The organism is Paraburkholderia sp. JHI869 (assembly GCF_038900775.1).
Lineage (GTDB): Bacteria > Pseudomonadota > Gammaproteobacteria > Burkholderiales > Burkholderiaceae > Paraburkholderia.
Genome location: NZ_JAYMSC010000011.1, coordinates 202,113 through 221,165 on the forward strand (window position 1 = coordinate 202,113; position 19,053 = coordinate 221,165).

15 protein-coding genes are annotated in these 19,053 nt (G+C 66.0%); 11 read left to right on the forward strand and 4 right to left on the reverse strand.

Going from position 1 to position 19,053, the window contains the following annotated elements; all coding sequences use genetic code 11:
* Positions 1–312: 312 nt before the first annotated feature.
* The 6 genes from VSR72_RS20250 to VSR72_RS20275 all read left to right on the forward strand — a co-directional run bounded on the left by VSR72_RS20250 (position 313) and on the right by VSR72_RS20275 (position 6,154).
* Complete coding sequence (locus VSR72_RS20250; RefSeq protein WP_112173421.1) at positions 313–975, forward strand: response regulator; 663 nt, start codon at positions 313–315, stop codon at positions 973–975.
* Between the two features lie 85 nt (positions 976–1,060).
* Positions 1,061–2,362 (forward strand): ATP-binding protein, encoded by a 1,302-nt coding sequence (locus tag VSR72_RS20255; protein ID WP_342954117.1) that lies wholly within the window; start codon positions 1,061–1,063, stop codon positions 2,360–2,362.
* 135 nt (positions 2,363–2,497) lie between these two features.
* On the forward strand, positions 2,498–4,003 hold the full coding sequence (locus VSR72_RS20260; RefSeq protein WP_342954118.1) for a DegQ family serine endoprotease: 1,506 nt from the start codon (positions 2,498–2,500) through the stop codon (positions 4,001–4,003).
* 198 nt (positions 4,004–4,201) lie between these two features.
* On the forward strand, positions 4,202–4,708 hold the full coding sequence (locus tag VSR72_RS20265; protein ID WP_342954119.1) for a carboxypeptidase regulatory-like domain-containing protein: 507 nt from the start codon (positions 4,202–4,204) through the stop codon (positions 4,706–4,708).
* A 296-nt stretch (positions 4,709–5,004) separates the two neighbouring features.
* A complete protein-coding gene (locus VSR72_RS20270) occupies positions 5,005–5,370 on the forward strand; it encodes a DUF427 domain-containing protein (RefSeq protein WP_342954120.1) in 366 nt (121 codons plus the stop codon).
* Between the two features lie 34 nt (positions 5,371–5,404).
* Positions 5,405–6,154 (forward strand): SRPBCC domain-containing protein, encoded by a 750-nt coding sequence (locus VSR72_RS20275; protein WP_342954121.1) that lies wholly within the window; start codon positions 5,405–5,407, stop codon positions 6,152–6,154.
* 58 nt (positions 6,155–6,212) lie between these two features.
* Here VSR72_RS20275 and VSR72_RS20280 read toward each other — a convergent pair whose 3' ends face one another.
* Positions 6,213–7,199, reverse strand: coding sequence for a helix-turn-helix domain-containing protein (locus tag VSR72_RS20280; protein ID WP_342954122.1), 987 nt, complete (start codon positions 7,197–7,199; stop codon positions 6,213–6,215).
* A 129-nt stretch (positions 7,200–7,328) separates the two neighbouring features.
* Here VSR72_RS20280 and VSR72_RS20285 point away from each other — a divergent pair, with 129 nt between their 5' ends.
* Positions 7,329–7,970 (forward strand): isochorismatase family protein, encoded by a 642-nt coding sequence (locus VSR72_RS20285; RefSeq protein WP_342954123.1) that lies wholly within the window; start codon positions 7,329–7,331, stop codon positions 7,968–7,970.
* An 86-nt stretch (positions 7,971–8,056) separates the two neighbouring features.
* Here the strand turns inward: VSR72_RS20285 and VSR72_RS20290 are convergent, their stop codons facing one another.
* On the reverse strand, positions 8,057–8,710 hold the full coding sequence (locus tag VSR72_RS20290; RefSeq protein ID WP_342954124.1) for a TetR family transcriptional regulator: 654 nt from the start codon (positions 8,708–8,710) through the stop codon (positions 8,057–8,059).
* Positions 8,711–9,143: 433 nt separating this feature from the next.
* Between VSR72_RS20290 and VSR72_RS20295 the strand changes: the two genes are divergently transcribed.
* From VSR72_RS20295 to VSR72_RS20305, 3 genes are read left to right on the forward strand one after another with little or no spacing between them, the layout of a single operon-like run.
* Positions 9,144–10,418, forward strand: a complete 1,275-nt coding sequence (locus VSR72_RS20295; protein ID WP_342954125.1) for an efflux RND transporter periplasmic adaptor subunit — start codon at positions 9,144–9,146, stop codon at positions 10,416–10,418.
* Between the two features lie 15 nt (positions 10,419–10,433).
* Entirely contained in the window at positions 10,434–13,694 is a 3,261-nt protein-coding gene (locus VSR72_RS20300) for an efflux RND transporter permease subunit (protein WP_342954126.1), read from the forward strand.
* 1 nt (position 13,695) lies between these two features.
* Complete coding sequence (locus VSR72_RS20305; protein ID WP_342954127.1) at positions 13,696–15,225, forward strand: efflux transporter outer membrane subunit; 1,530 nt, start codon at positions 13,696–13,698, stop codon at positions 15,223–15,225.
* A gap of 219 nt (positions 15,226–15,444) precedes the next feature.
* Here VSR72_RS20305 and VSR72_RS20310 read toward each other — a convergent pair whose 3' ends face one another.
* A complete protein-coding gene (locus VSR72_RS20310) occupies positions 15,445–16,899 on the reverse strand; it encodes a nucleobase:cation symporter-2 family protein (RefSeq protein WP_342954128.1) in 1,455 nt (484 codons plus the stop codon).
* 145 nt (positions 16,900–17,044) lie between these two features.
* Complete coding sequence (locus tag VSR72_RS20315) at positions 17,045–17,227, reverse strand: hypothetical protein (RefSeq protein ID WP_342954129.1); 183 nt, start codon at positions 17,225–17,227, stop codon at positions 17,045–17,047.
* Between the two features lie 282 nt (positions 17,228–17,509).
* On the opposite strand from VSR72_RS20315, the gene VSR72_RS20320 reads away from it, so the two are divergent.
* Entirely contained in the window at positions 17,510–18,982 is a 1,473-nt protein-coding gene (locus VSR72_RS20320; protein ID WP_342954130.1) for an FGGY family carbohydrate kinase, read from the forward strand.
* Positions 18,983–19,053: the final 71 nt, after the last annotated feature.

A 19,053-nucleotide genomic window follows, 5' to 3' on the forward strand; every position in this document is an offset into this window, starting at 1 on the left:
TCGATGCGCTCGTTTTATCGTGACGTACAGCGTGCCGTACAACGCGGCTCGCGCGCATCGCGACGTTGCGCGCCGCAAAAGCGCACATTGTAAAGACCTCGCGCCGCGTGCGCGCATTGCAGGCGAGAAAACGTTGCACATTGCGTGGCGTGGTTCAAACACCGCGCATCACGTGCCCACCCCGTGCGCCATGACATCGCGACCAACCGCGCGCCGCAGCGGCGCGGCGCACCTGTTCAGGCGCTAGAATGCACGCATCGTCATCCCTTTCCGCAGCGCGGCGCAGCGTCGCCGCCCGGCCATTACATTACGATGCGCATACTGCTAGTCGAAGATGACCGCATGATCGCCGAAGGCGTGCGCAAGGCGCTGCGCGGCGAAGGCTTTGCGGTCGACTGGGTCGAGGACGGCGACGCCGCCCTCTCCGCCGCGAGCGCGGATTCTTACGATCTCATGCTGCTCGATCTCGGATTGCCGCGGCGCGACGGCCTCGACGTGCTGCGCACGCTGCGCGCGCGCGGCGCGGCGCTGCCCGTACTGATCCTCACCGCGCGCGACGCCGTGGCCGACCGCGTGAAAGGTCTCGACGCCGGCGCGGACGATTACCTCATCAAGCCCTTCGATCTCGACGAACTGGGCGCCCGCATGCGCGCGCTGATCCGCCGCCAGTCGGGCCGCAGCGATTCGACCATCCGTCACGGCTCGATCACCCTCGATCCGGCCTCGCACCAGGTCACCCAGGACGGCTCGCCCGTCGCGCTTTCTGCGCGCGAATTCGCGCTGCTCGAAGCGCTGCTCGCGCGTCCGGGCGCGGTGCTCTCGAAAACCCAGCTCGAGGAGAAGATGTACGGCTGGGGCGAGGAGATCGGCAGCAATACCGTCGAGGTCTATATTCACGCGCTGCGCAAGAAGCTCGGGGCCGATTTGATCCGCAACGTGCGCGGCCTCGGCTACATGATCGCCAAAGACGCATGAAGCAGAAAATCAAGCGCGGCTTTGCATGGGACCGGAGCAAGCGTTCAAGCGCTTACTCCGGATCGACAGGAGACCCCCTTAGCCGATGAGTTCCATCCGACGACAACTGCTGTTCTGGCTGCTCGCGATCGTCGTCGCGGGCGTCGGGCTCGCGGGCTGGCTGATCTATCGCCAGGCACTCGCCGAAGCCAACGAGCTGTTCGACTACCAGTTGCAGGAAATCGCCGAGGCGCTGCCCTCCGAGCCATTCAACGAGATCCTCAGTTCGCGCGACACGGGCGACGAAGGCATCGTGCTGCAGATCTGGAATCGCAACGGCGTGCTCATGTACTACTCGCATCCGCGCGCGCCGCTCGCGCCGCGCGCGGAGCTCGGCTTTTCGACAGAGCGCACCGATCGTGGCGACTGGCGCGTGTATGGCGCGATCGTCGGCGACAACGTCGTGCAGCTCGCGCAGCCCGTTTCCGTGCGTAACCGGCTCGCCGCGAACGTTGCGTTGCGCACGCTCTGGCCGCTCATCGTGGTGCTGCCGTTTCTCGGCATTGCGGTCTGGATCATGGTGGGGCGCGGGCTCGCGCCGCTATCGCGCGTCGCGCGCGCGCTCGACACGCGTCATCCCGAAGCGCTCGACCCGCTGCCCGAAGAGCGTCTACCTCGCGAAGTCATGCCGCTCGTGCATGCGTTGAACGCGCTGCTCGAACGCCTCGCGCAGGCCATCGACACGCAAAAGGCCTTCGTTGCCGATGCCGCACACGAGTTGCGTACGCCGCTGGCCGCCGTGCAGATTCAATCGCAACTCGTTGCGCGCGCAAAGGATGATGAAGCGCGCCGCGAAGCGCTCGACGATCTGCAGGCGGGTGTGACGCGCGCCACGCGTCTTGCCGAGCAACTGCTCGCACTCGCGCGCTCCGAGCCCGACGGTCACGCGCGCGCACGGAACGTCGATCTGCACGCGCTGCTCGATGATTGCGTGCTCAACTATGCGCCGCTCGCGCAGCAGCGCGGCGTCGATCTCGGCATCGAGGAAAGCGTGGCGGCGAGCGTGCACGGCGACGCCGATGCGTTGCGCGTGATGCTCAACAACCTGCTCGACAACGCCACCAAATACACGCCCGCTGGCGGCCGCGTGGACGTGAGCCTCGTCGTCGTGGATGGTCATCCGCGCGTGCGCATCGCGGATAGCGGGCCGGGCATCCCGGAGGACGAGCGCGCGCGCGTGTTCGATCGCTTTTATCGCGTGGGCGCGGGCGTGAACCGCGCGCGCACCGATATCGCCGGCACGGGCCTCGGGCTCGCGATCGTGAGGCGAATCGCGGATCAGCACGACGCGACCATCACGCTCGGCGATTCGCCCGCCGGCGGCCTCCTCGTGGACGTGCGATTCTGACCTTTCATCGCCCGCAAATGCCCGCTGCGCGGGCGTTTGCGCGACTATTGCGATTTCTGCGTACTTAAGACTCCTTTAAGAGACACGCCGTACTCTTCGTACGTCGAGATGAGTACCCCGCGCAAGGAGTCCGCAATGAATACAAAAGTTCTTTCCCGCAGTGCCGTGGCAGCCGCCGTGGTCGTCGCATTGTCGGCGGGCTATGCAGCCGGGCACCGTGACGTGCCGGCTCCGCAAGTCATCTCGCAGGCGCAGGCCGCGGCGATGATGCCCGCAGAAGCCGCAGCCAAGACCGGCATTCCCGACTTCTCGGGCCTCGTGGAAACCTACGGGCCCGCGGTGGTCAACATCAGCGCGAAGCACGTCGTGAAGCAGACGGCGATGCGCAGCGGCGGCAGCGGCGCGCAGCAACTGCCGATCGATCCGAGCGATCCGTTCTACCAGTTCTTCAAGCACTTCTACGGCGGCGCGCCCGGCATGGGCGGCGGCGACAATGGCCCGCAGGCTGACCAGCCGAGCGCGAGCCTTGGCTCGGGCTTCATCGTCAGCGCTGACGGTTACATCCTCACGAACGCGCACGTCGTGGACGGCGCCAACGTCGTGACGGTGAAGCTCACCGACAAGCGCGAATACAAGGCGAAGGTCGTGGGCGCGGACAAGCAATCGGACGTCGCCGTGCTCAAGATCGACGCGAAGGATCTGCCGACCGTGAAGATCGGCGACCCGCGCCAGAGCAAGGTCGGCCAGTGGGTGGTGGCGATCGGCTCGCCCTACGGCTTCGACAACACGGTGACCTCGGGCATCATCAGCGCGAAGTCGCGTTCGCTGCCCGACGAGAACTACACGCCGTTCATCCAGACCGACGTGCCGGTCAACCCCGGCAATTCGGGCGGCCCGCTGTTTAATCTGCAGGGCGAAGTCATCGGCATCAACTCGATGATCTACTCGCAGACGGGCGGCTTCCAGGGCCTTTCGTTCGCAATCCCAATCAATGAGGCGATCAAGGTCAAGGACGAGCTCGTCAAGACCGGTCATGTGAGTCGTGGGCGCCTTGGCGTCGCGGTGCAGTCGATGAACCAGACGCTCGCCAATTCGTTCGGTATGGACAAGCCGCGCGGTGCGCTGGTGAGTTCGGTGGACGCGAGCGGTCCGGCCGCGAAGGCGGGCCTGAAGCCCGGCGACGTGATCCTTTCCGTGAACGGCCAGGCGGTGGACGATTCGTCGGCTCTGCCTTCGCTCATCGCGGGCATGAAGCCGGGTACGAAGGCCGACGTTCAGGTGTGGCGTGACAAGAGCACGAAGGACCTCACGGCGACCATCGGCGCGCTGGGCGACGCGAAGGTAGCGTCGAACGACGCACCGCAAGCGCAGATGCAGGGGCGCCTGGGCGTCGCGGTGCGCCCGCTCACGCCGGAAGAGAAGAGCAACGGCTCGCTCGATCACGGCCTGCTCGTCCAGCAGGCGGGCGGCGCCGCCGAAAATGCGGGCGTCCAGCCCGGCGACGTGATTCTCGCCGTGAACGGCCGCCCGGTGACGAGCGCCGATCAGCTCAAGCAAATGGTTTCGAAAGCTGGCAACAGCATTGCGCTCCTGATCCAGCGAGACGACGCACAGATTTTCGTGCCCGTCGATCTCGGCTGATCCCTGCTGTCGCGAATCCGGCTCCGTGCGCCGGATTCGCGGCGAGAGCAGGTCTCATTACGTTGTTCCTGCGCTGCCGCCGTTGGCCCCTGCCACGGCAGCAGCGTTTTTTTTGGGGCGCCCATAGCCTTCTACGCCCGCCGGGCGGGCATGAGCCTTGCTGAAACACGACATCGGACAACCTGAAAGGAGCGAACGATGAAGAGTTTTCGCAACTCGCGCCCCGTCCATACCACCGCTTACGCGGCGATCCTCGCGGCCACGCTTGCGCTCGGCTACGCAGGCGGCGCTGCGGCGCAGCAAGCCGATGCGTCGGGCACGGTCGGCGGCACGACCACCGACAACACGAGCGCCGGCAACACCAACGGCGGCGGCATGCCGCAAGTCCAGCAGCAGGGCGACGTGTCGTACGTCTCCGGTGGCGTCGGTCTCGACGAATCCAAGGCGCTGCTCAGCGCTCAGCACGACTGGCCGCTTTCGTTGCGCTTTACCCAGCACAGCGGCGAGTACGTGGCGGACGTGCGCGTGCAGATCACCGACTCGCATGGCGCGAGCGTGCTCGATACGACGTCCCGCGGGCCGTACATGCTCGTCAAGGTTCGTCCGGGCCGCTACAGCGTGCACGTGAGCCATGCGGGCGTCGACAAGACGAGCGCCGTGACGGTCGGCTCGAACGGCAGCGCGCGGGCGGCTTTCATCTGGTAAGCCGCGCGGCCGGGCACGCGCACGTTGGGGCGCTGCCGCACGCCCGCCGCACATAAGATTCACGCAGCCTGGCCGACTTTGATCGATAATGAAGCCGAGGGGAGGTTTCGCGAGCGTTTTCGCTTGTTGCCATCGATCGCCGTCTGCACCGTGATCGAAAGCGATGCGGCGAGCGGCCATCCCGTGGAATTGCACGGCACGCGCCATCGTGGCTGCGTGCCATGCGAACCGGTGCGGCGAGCCGCCCGGCGAGGGCAGGGCGCTACAGGCGCCGCCTACCAACAGGGGAGCCGAACATGGCGGTCGAACCGGATGCGGTCCATCGCATCGACCTCGTCGCGAACCGTCACCGCGTGCGCGTGATTCATGGCGGCATCACCATTGCCGACACGCTGCACGCCGTCACCCTCTGCGAAACCGGCTACCCCGACGTCTACTACTTTCCGCGCGCCGACGTGAACATGGCGCGACTCGAACGCGCCGGACGCACCTCGCATTGCCCTTTCAAGGGCGAGGCGACGTATTTCCATTTGCGTACCGAAGACGGGCGCGTCGAAGACGCGGCCTGGAGCTACGAAGCGCCGCTGGATGACGCACGCGGCATCAAGGGGTATCTGGCGTTCTACGCGACCCGCGTGGACCGGATAGACCAGACCTCCTGAAATGGCCGGGTAGCTTGCAAAGGGGGGAGCCGCCATGGAACTGAAAGATGCGTTGAGAATTCCGCTCGAACCGGCCGCCGTCTGGGCGGCGTTGCAGGACGTGGCGCTCGTGCGCGCGAGCATGGAGCATTGCGAATCGTTCAGGCGGCTCGGCCCCGGCGAATACGCGATCACGCTCACGGTACCGCTCGGGCCGCTGCGCGCACGCTACGAAGTGCGCGCTCACATTGCCAATGACACGGCGCAGGTGCCGCTCACGCCACGGCGCGTGCTGAGCTTTCGCGCCCGCGCGGACGGCATCGGCTCGCTGCGCGGACAGATCGACGTCGCGCTGCGCCCGGAAGAGCGCGCCACGGCGAAGGAGCCGGGCACGAGCAAGGACGTGAGCACGCGGATCGACTACTCCGTGTGGGCCACGCTCTCGGGGCCGCTTTCCGAGTTGCCGCCGCGCCAGATCGAAAACGCGCTGCACGAACTCGCCGACGACTTCTTCACCGAGTTCTGCGCCGTCGTCGCGGCCAAGCACGGCCAGGCGCCGAACCGCGTGGCGGGCGAGCAGCCGCGCCGGCAGCACGTGTTCCTGAGGCCGATCAACCTCGCCGGTCTCGCCCGGCGCGCGCATATCCTGCCGCAGCACCACGCGGGCGGGACGCTCTCTGGCCGTGCGGCCAGCACGCTGCATCACGAACCGCCGCCGCACGCCATGCCGTATTGGGCGTGGGCCGCGATGATCTTTTTCGTCGCGTTGCTGCTTTATGCGGCGCGCTGGTTTACCGCGACCTGAATTCGGCGGCGGGCGGCGCGCGCGAGTTGCGCCGCTCATCGAGCCGCTCGCCGAACGCTCAAGCCTCCCGAAATTCCCGCCGCCACGCAGACGGCGAAGTCCTGAACGCCTCCACGAAATGCTGACGCAGCGACGCGGCCGAGCCGAAGCCCGCGCGCTGGGCGATCGCGTCGATCGGCTGATCGGTGCTTTCGAGCAACTGCTGCGCGCGGGCAAGGCGCTCGCCTAGCAGCCACGCGCTCACCGTTGTTCCCGTCGTCAAACGGAACTGGCGCGTGAAGGTGCGCCGGCTCATCAGCGCGCGCTGCGCGAGCGAGTCGAGCGTGTGGTGCGCGTCGAGGTGGGTGCGAATCCAGTCGAGCAGACCCGGCAGACGCTCGCCACGCCCGGCCGCCGCGAGCGGCTGCTGCACGTACTGCGCCTGGTTGCCCTGGCGATGCGGGGGCACGACGAGCCGGCGCGCCACATAGTTCGCCGCGCCCGAGCCGCACAGGCGCCGCATGAGATGCAGGCAGCAGTCGAGTCCCGCCGCCGTGCCCGCCGAGGTGAGCAGGTCGCCGTCGTCGATGTAGAGCACGCCGGGATCGAAGCGCACGGCCGGAAAGCGCTGCGCGAAATCGTCGGCGGCGGCCCAGTGCGTGGTCCCCGGACGGCCGTCGAGCAGGCCCGCATGCGCGAGCACATACGCGCCGAGGCATAACCCGACGAGGATCGCGCCGCTCGCGTGCGCTTCGCGCAGCGCCTCGCATAGCGCGGCGGGCGGGGCTTCGTGGGTGTCGCGCCAGCTCGGCACGACGATCACGTTTGCGCCGCGCAGGCCGTCCAACCCCTGCGTCGCGCCGATCGTGAAGCCCGCCGTGGTCGTGAGTGTGCCGGGCTCCGCCGCGCAGACGGCGAGTTCGAACGGCGGCACGCCGCCTTCGCTGCGGTCTTCGCCGAACACGACGCAAGGCACGGAGAGATGGAACGGACTGATGCGGTCGAAGGCGATCACGGCGACGCGCAGCGGGGCCGGTGACGGAGCCTGACGAGTGGCAGTGGCCATGACGAGCCTCGAACAGGAATGGCCCGATTCTAGCGAAAGTTGTCATCCGGGCCACTGTCGCGTGTACGCACGCAGCGCCACAATCCCGCCATCGATACTTTCCCAACGTCAGTACCCACCTCAGGAGGCATGGCTATGTCCGCGAATCCGCGCCGGGCGCTCGTCGTCATCGACGTGCAGAACGAATATGTCAGCGGCGATCTGCTGATCGAATATCCCCCCGTCGAGACTTCGCTCGCCAATATCGGCCGCGCGATCGACGCTGCGCGCGTGGCTGGCGTGCCAGTCGTGGTGGTGCAGAATCTCGCTCCGGCGGACTCGCCGATCTTCGCGCGCGGCAGCGTGGGCGCCGATCTGCATCCGGTCGTGGCCTCGCGCGAGCACGATCACTACGTCGAAAAATCGCTGCCGAGCGCCTTCGCGGGCACCGACCTCAAAGACTGGCTGGCCGGGCGCGGCATCGACACGCTCGCGGTGGCGGGCTACATGACGCACAACTGCGACGCCTCGACGGTGTTCGAGGCGACCCACGCGGGTCTCGCCGTAGAGTTTCTCGTCGATGCGACGGGTGCGGTGCCGTATGCAAACGAGGCGGGAACGGCGAGCGCCGAGGACATCCACCGCGTGTTCAGCGTGGTGATGCACACGCGTTTTGCGTCGGTCGTGACCACTGATGCCTGGCTTGCCGCCGTCGAGGCAGGCGTGCCGCTCGCGCGCGACAACATCTACGCGTCGAACCAGCGGGCCCGCGCGAACCGCGTGCCGGCCTGAGGGGCAATGAAAAAGGCGGCCTCGTCAGCAGGCCGCCTTGATCGATCGGGGAACCGCCGCGCGGGCACCGCGTGCGCGCGCAGGACTCAGGCGTGAGACTCGCTCGCGCCAACGCGCAATGACGGACTGAAGCGCAATGCGTCAAGCATCGCGTCGACGTGCCGTTCGGCGTTGCTCGCCACGTCGAAGACATCCGGCAGGATCGCCATGTCGCGCAGTGCGCCGCCAATGAACGAATGGAGCACGCGCGAGGCGCGCTTGGGGTCGAGGTCGGCGGGCAACTGACCCTTCGACATCGCGTTGCGCAAACCCTGCTCGATGCTCGCGAGGCCTTCGCGCATATCGGTCTGATGGCGCGCCATCACCGGCCCCATCTCTTCGACGAACTCGCACTTCAGGAACAGGATCTCGAACACGCGGCGGCGGCGCACGTCGGTTGCCGTGTTGCGCAGACACAAAATACAAAGATCGCGCATGCGCCCGAGCGGGTCGGGCTCGCCGGGATCCGTCGATGCCACCTTCAGTTCGTCGAGCGGCAGCACCACGCGGTCGAACATCGCCGTGAACAGGTCGCCCTTGTTCTCGAAATGCCAATAAATTGCACCGCGCGTCACGCCTGCGGTCTGGGCGATGTCGGCGAGCGATGTGCGCGACACGCCTTTTTCGTAAAAGACGTGTTCGGCGGCGTCGAGGATCCGGTTGCGCGTCTCCAGCGCTTCCTCTTTCGTTCGGCGAGCCATGTTGTGAATTCAGTGTGTTGCTTGGGTTACGGGGAAAAAATGTATTTGGGGTTCGAACCGTAATGTATTGATTTGTAATATGGATGTGATGCGCGGTTTGTGCCCGCAGCATCACTCAACGGTTACGTAACGTCCTTTTACATTCGTTCGCGAATGTATCTATAATAGCACCCCACCACCTGGGTGCCTCAAGTGGTGATGTCCGGTTAATATCCGTCCTTGGCCAAGTGGTCGTAGAAACCCCAATGCGCGACGCTTCTCGCAGCGGCGCGCGGCAGTATCGCCCGGACGGATAAGCAGACCGGAACGCGCCTTCTAGAAGAAGTACCGGGTTTAACCGTCAGGTATTTGCCAGATGCTGGCGTGCGTGGCCGTCCTCCTCGTTGCAGGACGCCGCACGCTTTTATTGTCAGTTATAGACAGAGGTCGCTCCATGCGCGTCGAACGGGTTCCATTCCGCCTAATCAGTGTCGCGACGGCTGCCATCGTGCTCGCAGCCTGCGGGCAAAAGCAGTCGGCGCCGCCGCCGCAAACCCCCGAAGTGGGTATCGTCACCGTCCAGCCGACCGCCGTGCCGGTCGTTTCCGAGCTTCCGGGCCGTACCAGTGCCTTCCTCGTCGCGCAAGTGCGCGCGCGGGTGGACGGCATCGTCCTGCGCCGCGAGTTCACCGAAGGCGCAATCGTGAAGGCCGGTCAGCGGCTCTACAAGATCGACCCCGCGCCGTACATCGCTGCGCTCAACACCGCCAAGGCCACGCTCGCCAAGGCACAGGCCAACCTCGTCACGCAGAACGCACTCGTTGCGCGCTACAAGGTGCTGGTGCAGGCCAACGCCGTGAGCAAGCAGGATTACGACAACGCCGTGTCCGCGCAGGGTCAGGCGGCGGCGGACGTCGCCTCCGGCAAGGCCGCCGTCGATACGGCGCAGATCAACCTTGGCTACACCGATGTCGTTTCGCCGGTCACGGGTCAGGTCGGTATCTCGCAGGTCACGCCGGGCGCCTACGTGCAGGCGAGCGCCGCGACGCTCATGTCGACGGTTCAGCAACTCGACCCGATGTACGTGGACGTCACGCAATCGAGCCTCGAAGGCCTGAAGCTGCGCAGCGCGATTCAGGAAGGCCGCCTGTCGACCAACGGCCCGAACGCCGCGAAGGTCTCGCTCGTGCTCGAAGACGGCCGCGTGTACGCGCAGAAGGGCAAGCTCCAGTTCAGCGACGTCACGGTTGACCAGACCACCGGCTCGGTGACGGTTCGCGCGCTCTTCCCGAACGCCGACCGCGTGCTGCTGCCGGGCATGTTCGTGCGCGCGCGCATCGAAGAAGGCATCAACAACAACGCGTTCCTCGTGCCGCAGGTGGGCGTGCTGCACGACCAGAAGGGCCAGGCTTCGGTGTACGTCGTCGGCAAGGACGACAAGGTCGTGCCGACGCCGATCGTCACGTCGGGCGCGCAGGGCCAGGACTGGGTCGTGAATAGCGGCCTGCAGGCCGGCGACCGCGTGATCGTGCAAGGCACCGACAAGGTCAAGCCGGGTGCACAGGTCAAGCCTGTCCCGGCGCAACTGCCGCCGCCGCCGCCGCCGGGTGCGCCTTCGGCCGACATGGCGACTGCTTCGGGCAATGCGAACGCTGCCAGCGCCGCATCGGGTCCCGCAGCGGGCAAGGGCGGTGCCTCGGCTGCGCCTGCCGCCTCCGCAGCGCAATAACCGGGAGCCTGCTTCATGGCAAAGTTCTTTATTGATCGCCCAATCTTTGCATGGGTGATCGCCATCATTCTGATGCTCGCGGGCGTGGCGTCGGTGTTCACGCTGCCGGTCGCGCAGTATCCGACCATCGCGCCGCCTTCCATCCAGATCAGCGCGAACTATCCGGGCGCGTCGGCCAAGACGGTGGAAAACACGGTCACCCAGGTGATCGAGCAGCAGATGAGCGGTCTCGACCATCTGCTGTACATCTCGTCGACTTCCGATGACTCGGGCACGGCCACGATTACGCTGACCTTCGCCGCGGGCACCAACCCGGACATCGCGCAGGTGCAGGTGCAGAACAAGCTGCAGCTCGCCACGCCGATTCTGCCGCAGGTGGTGCAGCAGCTCGGTATCAGCGTGACGAAGTCGAGCAGCAGCTTCCTGCTGGTGCTCGCGTTCGTGTCCGAAGACGGCAGCATGACGAAGTACGACCTCGCGAACTACGTGGCGTCGAACGTGAAGGACCCGATCAGCCGTATCGACGGCGTGGGTACGGTCACGCTGTTCGGCTCGCAGTACGCGATGCGCGTGTGGCTCGATCCACACAAGCTCACGAACTTCCAGCTAACGCCAACCGACGTCACAGCCGCGATCACCGCGCAGAACGTGCAGATCGCGGGCGGCCAGCTGGGCGGCACGCCGGCGGTGGCGGGGCAGGCGTTCCAGGCGACCATCACCGAATCGACGCTGCTGCAGACGCCTGAGCAGTTCGGCAACATCCTGCTGAAGGTGAACCAGGATGGCTCGCAGGTGCGCCTGAAGGACGTGGCGCGTATCGGTCTGGGCGGCGAGAACTACAACTTCGACACGAAGTACAACGGTTCGCCGACGGCCGGTCTGGGCATTCAGCTCGCAACGGGCGCCAACGCGCTGCAGACCGCGAAGCTCGTGCGCCAGAAGATCGACGACCTCTCGAAGTACTTCCCGCACGGTCTCGTCGTGAAGTACCCGTACGACACGACGCCGTTCGTGCGCCTGTCGATCGAGGAAGTGATCAAGACGCTGCTGGAAGGCATCGTGCTGGTGTTCCTCGTGATGTACCTGTTCCTGCAGAACCTGCGCGCAACGTTGATTCCGACGATCGCGGTGCCGGTGGTGCTGCTGGGCACGTTCGCGATCATGGCGATGGTGGGCTTCTCCATCAACACGCTGTCGATGTTCGGCCTCGTGCTGGCCATTGGTCTGCTGGTGGACGACGCGATCGTGGTCGTGGAGAACGTCGAGCGGGTGATGGTGGAAGAGGGCTTGGGGCCAAAGGAAGCCACGCGCAAGGCCATGGGCCAGATCACCGGCGCGCTGGTGGGCGTGGCGCTCGTGCTCTCCGCGGTGTTCGTGCCGGTGGCGTTCTCGGGCGGCTCGGTCGGCGCCATTTACCGGCAGTTCTCGCTCACGATCGTGGCGGCGATGGTGCTGTCCGTGCTCGTCGCGCTGATTCTGACGCCGGCGTTGTGCGCGACCATCCTCAAGCCGATTCCGAAGGGCCATCACGAAGAGAAGAAGGGCTTCTTCGGCTGGTTCAACCGCACGTTCGAGACGAGCCGCGACAAGTATCACTCGGGCGTTCACCACGTGATCAAGCGCTCGGGCCGCTGGCTCATCATCTATCTCGCGGTGATCGTCGCGGTTGGCCTGCTGTTCGTGCGCCTGCCGAAGTCGTTCCTGCCCGATGAAGACCAGGGCACGATGTTCGTGATCGTGCAGACGCCTGTGGGCTCGACTCAGGAAACGACGGCACGCACGCTCGCCAACATCCAGACCTGGCTGCTCAAGGACGAAGGCAGCATCGTCGAGTCGGTGTTCACGGTGAACGGCTTCAGCTTCGCGGGCCGCGGCCAGAACTCGGGTCTCGTGTTCGTGCGGTTGAAGGACTACAAGCAGCGTCAGCACGCGGACCAGAAGGTCCAGGCGCTGGTGCGGCGCATGTTCATGCACTACGCGGGCTACAAGGACGCGCTGGTGTTCCCGGTGAATCCGCCTTCGATTCCTGAACTCGGCACCGCGTCGGGCTTCGACTTCGAACTGCAGGACCGCGGCGGTCTCGGTCACGAGAAGCTCATGGAAGCGCGCAACATGCTGCTCGGCATGGCTGCGAAGGACCCGACGCTCGCACTCGTGCGTCCGAACGGCCTGAACGACACGCCGCAGTTCACGGTGGACATCGACCGTGAAAAGGCCAATGCGCTCGGCGTGACAGCGGCTGCGGTCGACCAGACCTTCTCGATCGCCTGGGCGTCGGCGTACGTGAACAACTTCCTCGATACGGACGGCCGTATCAAGAAGGTGTACGTGATGTCCGATGCACCGTTCCGCATGACGCCGGAGGACATGAACAACTGGTACGTGCGCAACAGCTCGGGCGGGATGGCGCCGTTCGGCTCGGTCGCGAAGGGCCGCTGGACCTTCGGTTCGCCGAAGCTCGAGCGCTACAACGGCATTTCGGCGGTGGAAATCCAGGGTCAGGCGGGGCAGGGCAAGTCGACCGGCCAGGCCATGACGGCCATGGAGCAGATCGCGACGAAGCTGCCCGCGGGTATCGGCTACGAATGGACGGGCCTGTCGTATCAGGAACGCCAGTCGGGTTCGCAGGCGCCGATCCTGTACGGCATCTCGATCCTCGTCGTGTTCCTGTGTCTCGCGGCGCTGTATGAAAGCTGGTCGATTCCGTTCGCGGTCATCATGGTGGTGCCGCTCGGCGTGCTCGGCGCGCTGCTGGCGGTGACGCTGCGCGGCCTCGAGAACGACGTGTTCTTCCAGGTGGGTCTGTTGACCACTGTGGGTCTCTCGGCGAAGAACGCGATTCTGATCGTGGAGTTTGCGCGAGACCTGCAGGCCGAAGGGAAGATGGGACCGATCGAGGCGGCGCTCGAAGCTTCGCGACTGCGTCTGCGGCCGATTCTCATGACGTCGATGGCGTTCATTCTCGGCGTGCTGCCGCTCGCGATCAGTAACGGTGCGGGTTCGGCTTCGCAGCACGCCATCGGCACGGGCGTGATCGGCGGGATGATCACGGCTACGTTCCTTGCGATCTTCATGATCCCGATGTTCTTCGTGGTGATTCGCGCGAAGTTCGCCGGCGAGAAGGAAGACGCGGACGTCGCGCTCCAGCACTACGAAGAGCACCACGCGCACGATCATGACCAGGACAACGGCGGCGACGCCGGCGGTCAAGGCGGCACGGGTGGCAATGGCGGCGGCAACAGCCGCGGCGACGGCCCGGGCAAGGAAGGACATTGAGATGCTTAAACTATCCGTAATTGCAGCGGGCGTGGCGCTACTCGCGGGTTGCACGATGGAACCGTGGTACCACCGCCCTGAGGCGCCGGTGTCGCAGAACTTCCCGCAGGGCGGCGTCTACGCGACGCAGCCTGTGGCTGCGAACGGCCAGAACGGTCAGGCCGCCGCGAGCGCCAACGGCGCCGCGGCAACCGACATCGGCTGGCGCGAGTTCTTCGTCGATACGCGTCTGCAGCAGCTCGTGGACATCGCGCTGAAGAACAACCGCGACCTGCGCGTTTCGGTGCTCAACGTCGAGGCGGCGCGCGCGCAGTATCAGATCGTGCGCGCCGAGCTGTTCCCGGCGATCAACGGCGTGGCCACGGACACGCGTACGCGTGTGCCGAGGAATTTCCAGACCACGGTGAACAATCCGTACAGCGTCTACAACGTGGGCGTGCAGGCGTCGTGGGAAATCGACTTCTGGGGGCGCGTGCGCAGCCTGAAGGACCAGGCGTTGGCGCAGTACCTCTCGACGGCGTATGCGCGCAAGTCGGCCGAGATCACGCTGGTTTCGGAAGTCGCGGACCAGTACCTGACGATGCTCGCCGACGACGACCTGTTGAAGGTCACGCAGGAGACGCTCAAGTCAGCGCAGGACTCGTACAACATCGCGAAGGCGCAGTTCGATACGGGCACGGGCACCGAACTCGATTTGCGCCAGGCGCAAACGGTGGTCGAAAACGCCCAAGCCAACATGCAGGCACAACTGCGTGCGCGGGCTCAGGCCGAGAATGCGCTTGTGCTGCTGATTGGCGAGCCGCTGCCGGCGGATCTGCCGCAAGGCTTGCCGCTCGACGGCCAGGCTCTGCTCAACGACGTTCCGGCGGGACTGCCTTCGGACCTGCTCACGCGGCGTCCGGACATCATGCAGGCCGAGGAAACGCTGCTCGCGGCAAACGCCAATATCGGCGCGGCGCGTGCGGCGTTCTTCCCGAAGATCTCGCTCACGGCGGCGTTCGGCACCGAAAGCCTGTCGCTCGGCGGGCTCTTCAAGGCGGGCACGGCGGCCTGGAGTTTTGCGCCGCAGATCACGCTGCCGATCTTCGAAGGTGGTTCGAACGTCGCGAATCTGCAACTCGCGAATGTCGAGAAGCGCATCGAGATCGCCAACTACGAGAAGTCGATCCAGTCGGCGTTCCGCGAAGTGGCCGATGGTCTGGCTGCGCGCGGCACCTATGACGAGCAGATCGCCGCGCTCGAACGCAGCACTTTTGCGAACCAGCGCTCGCTCACGCTTTCCGAGCTGCGCTACAAGAACGGCGTGGACAGCTATCTGCCGGTGCTCGCCGCGCAGACCAGTCTGTACACGGCGCAGCAGTCGCTCGTCACGGCGCGCCTCGCACGGCTGACCAACCTCGTCGATCTGTATCGTGCGTTGGGTGGCGGCTGGATCGAGCACGCGGGCGAGACGCCGCGTGCGCCCGATGCGCCAGCCGATTACGGCGCGGCCAGCGCGCCGGTGGCGGCTTCGGCTGCAACGGCTGGGTAACACGCCAGGACTTCTGGATCGGAAGCAAAAACGCCACGGGAGACCGTGGCGTTTTTTTTGTGCGTGTGTCGGAAGGGTCCGAAAAAGGGCAAAAAAAAGCGCCATGGTTTCCCATGGCGCCGAACCAGCAAAAGACCCCACCCGCATGTGTGTAGATGAACACCTGCGAGCGGGGCACCTCTCGCGTCAACTCAATACGTTCTACTCAATACGATCAGATCAGTGTGCAGCCGAGCGCGGCATTTCGTGGCCCGCATCCGGTGCCGGGTCTGCGTCGGGACGGCCTTCGAGATCGTGGCCGGCGCGGCGGATGGCGCGCTCGGCGGCCTTCTCGCTCTTCGCGCCGTTGAAGATCAGGTTCAGGATCACTGCCGAAACCGAAGCGAGCAGGATGCCGCTATGGAGCAGCGGCGAAAACGCCGGGGGCAGCTTGGAGAAAAAGTGCGGCGACACCACCGGCACGAGGCCAAAGCCCACGCTCACGGCAACGATGAAGAGGTTGTGCTGGTTCTTCACGAAGTCCACGCGCGAGAGCACCTTGATGCCGTTGGCCGCCACCATGCCGAACATCACGATGCCCGCGCCGCCCAGCACGAAGGCGGGCACCGAGGCGACCATCTGCGCCATCTTCGGAAAGAGGCCGAGCAGCACGAGAATCACGCCGCCCATCGCGCAGACATAGCGGCTCTTCACGCCCGTCACGCCAATGAGGCCGACGTTCTGCGAGAACGACGTATGCGGGAACGAGTTGAAGATGCCGCCGATCAGCGTGCCGAGACCGTCCACGCGCAGACCGCGCACCAGCGTCGCCTGATCCACGGGGCGATCGACCATGTCGCCCACGGCGAGGAACATGCCCGTCGATTCGATGAAGGTCACGAACATCACGATCACCATCGTCGCGATCGGCAGGATATGGAACCTGGGCATGCCGAAGTGGAACGGCATGACGATGCCGACCCACGGTGCGCTAGCCATGCCTTCGAGATTTACGCGGCCGAGCGCAAGCGCGATCGCGAAGCCCGCGACGATGCCGAGCAGCACCGAGATATTGGCAATGAAGCCGCGCCCGAACTTGTTGATGAGCAGGATCAGCATCAGCACGAGCAGCGAGAGGCCGAGGTAGATCGGGTTGCCGTAGTCGGGGTTGCCCACGCCGCCCGCGGCCCAGTTGATGCCCACTTCCATAAGCGAGAGGCCGATCACCGCGATCACGGTGCCCACCACCACAGGCGGGAAGAAGCGCAAGAGCTTGCCGATCATCGGCGCGATCACGATGCCGATCGCGCCCGCCGCGATGGTCGAGCCGAAGATGTCGAGCAGGCCGAGCGACGGATTGGTGCCGATGGCGATCATCGGGCCCACGGAGGCGAACGTGCAGCCCATGATGACGGGCAGGCGGATGCCGAAGATCCACAGGCCGAGCGTCTGGATGAGCGTGGCGATGCCGCAGGCGAACAGGTCGGCGCTGATGAGGAAGGCGACCTGATCCTTCGGCAGCCCGATTGCGCCACCGACGATCAGCGGCACGGCGACCGCGCCTGCGTACATCACGAGCACGTGCTGGATGCCGAGTGTCAGCAGCTGGCTGAACGGCAGGCGCTCGTCGCAGGGGTGGACCTGCTTCTGCCCAGACCGCTGGGCGGCCTGGTCCTCAATGCCCTTGGCTTGCATGTCGTCTGTCTCCGTCTCTTTGTTTAAGGATATGGCCTCCAAGGTATGCGGTAAGAAAATCTGCAACAAGACCGCTGGGGACTATTCCGTGCTTTCCGGCGACGATATGCGCCCGTACCGATAAATAGGCGACATAAGGGTGGGATCAGCGCGCGCGGGCCGCGCGCGGCGGCTTGATGGCGGCTTCAGCGAGCGCCGCATCGAGCCGGGTGTGCTGCGGCGCAAGGCGCGAAGCCCCCTGTTTCCGGCGGTTCAGGGCCTTCGCGTGGCGGGCGCCGTGGCGCAGGCGTGGTTGCGCTGCGGCCGTGTGCAAAATGAGCAGGTGCATCGAGCGCAGTCCGGCGATGCCCAGCGGGTCATGTCACATATGGCAGCGTCGTTATGAACTCTATTTCGAATACGCCATGTGAGACATTTCGCATCGCTCGCACACCCACCGGGTTAACCCGTGAATGGGCGTTTTTCGCGTCGAAATCGGCGGTGTTGCGCGCGGGTTCACGGCACGTTTGAAAGATCTGCTTAACGTGGATTTCGCACCGTGCGTCCTGGCGCGCATCGCACCGGTATGATGGCTTTTTCCCTTCCTCACCCACCTCGCGCAACGTTTCCCATGAGCCCATCGCAGACGCGTTTTCTCGGCATCGACCTCGGCACCGGTTCACTCAAGCTAGGCATCGTCGATGGCGACGGCGTCGAGCGCGCCGCCGCGAGTGTGGCCTACGCGCTCGATACACCGCAACCGGGCTGGGCGGAGATCGCCGTGGATCGCTGGTGGGACGCGCTTGTCGCGGCCTGCGCGCGATTGCCAGAGAGCGAGCGCGCCGCGGTGCGTGCGATCGGCTTTTCCGGGCAGATGCATGGCGTCGTGCTCACCGACGAAGCGGGCCGCGCGCTGCGCCCTGCGATGCTCTGGCCCGACACGCGCGCGCACGCGCTGCTCGATGCGTGGCCCGACGACCCAGAGCATCCACAGCCCAACCCTGTTGCGCCTGGCATGGCGGGGCCGCTGCTGCGTTGGGTTCTGCAATACGAGCCGCGAGTCGCGCAAGCCGCGCGCTGGGCGCTGCAGCCGAAAGACTGGCTGCGCGTGGCGCTGGGTGGCGCGCTGGTAGCGGATCCATCGGACGCGTGCGCGACGGCGCTCGCCGCACCCGATGGCGCGTGGGATGTCGCGCTGATCGAGCGCCTGGGTTTGCCGGCGCGCTGGTTCGCGCCGCTGGCCGCGTCGCATGAAGCGAGCGGCGCGCTGAGCGCGACTGCCGCGCAGGCGCTGGGGCTGCCCGCCGGCATCGTGCTCGCGACGGGCGCGGGCGACACGCCGTGTGCCGCGTTCGGCAGCGGTCTCGCCGACGAAGGCGACGCGCTCCTCACCACGGGCACCGGCGGCCAGATCGTCGTGACCGCGCGCAGCGAGCCGCTTGCGAGGCACGGGCTGCATCGCTACCGCTCGGCCACGGGTGGCTGGTACACGATGGCCGCCATGCAGAACGTGGGCGTGGCGCTCGAAGCGGTGCGCGGCTGGCTGGCTTACGACTGGGCGCAGGCTTATGCGGACGCGTTCGCCGTACAGCCCTCGGCGACGCTCGCGTTCCTGCCTTACCTGAGCGGGGAACGCTCGCCGTGGCTCGACCCGGCGGCGCGCGGCGGCTGGCTCGGGGCTTCCCTTGGCGATTCGCGAGGCACGCTCATGCGCGCGGCGTTCGAGGGCGTCGCCTTTGCTTTGCGCGCAGGTCTGGACGCCGTGCGCAGCATCCACGAAGTGGAAGGCACGCGAGATGCGCGCACTGTGCCCACGCTCAAGCTCGCCGGCGGCGGCTCCGTGGACGCGCGCTGGCGGCAAATGCTCGCCGACACGCTCGACGCGGACCTCTATGCGATCGACTGCCCGAACGCAGCGGCGCGCGGGGCGGCGATACTGGGCGGCCTCGCCTGCGGGCACTGGCGCATGAGCGATCTCGCCGCGCTTGCGCCGGCCGCGACGCAGGTGGCGTCGCCGCGCGAGGATGCCGCGCTCGCGCAGCGCTATGCGCGCTTCATCGATCTGTATGGCCGCGTGCGAACCTGGTTCCCGCCGGCAGCGTGATGAGGCGTATCGGCGTCATCGAATAAAAAAAGGCGTTGCCACCGCGAGGGGCAACGCCTTTTTCATTGCGC